This window comes from Pararhizobium arenae (assembly GCF_001931685.1).
Lineage (GTDB): Bacteria > Pseudomonadota > Alphaproteobacteria > Rhizobiales > Rhizobiaceae > Pararhizobium > Pararhizobium arenae.
On the sequence record NZ_MOOY01000033.1, the window covers coordinates 1 to 871 of the forward strand.

At 54.0% G+C, this 871-nt stretch carries 2 protein-coding genes; both read left to right on the plus strand.

Annotated features, from left to right (window positions below):
• The first annotated feature begins 103 nt into the window (after nucleotides 1–103).
• Nucleotides 104–358, plus strand: coding sequence for a type II toxin-antitoxin system Phd/YefM family antitoxin (locus tag BLX89_RS23750; RefSeq protein ID WP_075293394.1), 255 nt, complete (start codon nucleotides 104–106; stop codon nucleotides 356–358).
• Nucleotides 355–777 (plus strand): type II toxin-antitoxin system VapC family toxin, encoded by a 423-nt coding sequence (locus BLX89_RS23755; RefSeq protein ID WP_075293395.1) that lies wholly within the window; start codon nucleotides 355–357, stop codon nucleotides 775–777. Before BLX89_RS23750 ends, BLX89_RS23755 begins: the two co-directional genes overlap by 4 nt.
• Nucleotides 778–871 lie beyond the last annotated feature (94 nt).

Sequence of the window (871 nt, forward strand, 5' to 3'; positions counted from 1 at the left end):
TCAAGAGCTTAAAAACCCGACCAAGAACCCAATTTCCCACGAGAGCATTGCGTGATGAGGACGGGTGCCATATATGTAGGTATGTTCCTACATGGAGGTTCGTATGGGTACCATCAGTTTGACAAGCCGCGAATTGAACCACGATGTTGGCAGAGCAAAGAAGGCTGCTGAGGCTGGACCTGTCGTTATTACTGATCGGGGCAGGCCATCGCACGTGTTAATGACTTACGGTGAGTTTGAGCGTCTGACAGGCAAACGTCATAATCTTGTCGATGCGCTATCGATGCCGGGTTTGTCGGCCATCGATTTCGATCCTCCTCGATCGATTATAGCAGCCCGCGAAGTTGATCTGTCTTGAAATATTTGCTCGATACAAACGTTGTCTCCGAACTTCGAAAGGTCGGCGACGGTAAAGCCGACCCGAATGTAACTGCTTGGATAGGTGCGCAGGATGCCCGTGATCTGTACATTTCTGTGATAACAATTTTAGAGCTTGAGCGCGGGATACTTAGCATTCAGCGCCGCGACATTGCGCAGGGCTCTCGTTTGCGCGCCTGGATGGATGGCCGGGTTCGCCCGGAGTTTTCTGAGCGCACCATTGTAATCGACGATGCGGTTGCTACTCGTTGCGCCCATTTGCACACACCAGATCGCCGTAATGAAGCTGATGCAATCATTGCCGCCACGGCGCTTGTCCACGGGCTAGCGGTGGTGACGCGGAACATTCAGGATTTCCAGGGAACAGGGGTAGTCTTGGTGGACCCTTGGAGCGTCTGAGATCAGGACCGCAGTGGCCCCGGATCGTCCCCGCGAGTTGGGCAGTAACCAACGTGTCGCCGGTTCAGATCGCTTCAAGGCGAGGCAGTTGGGA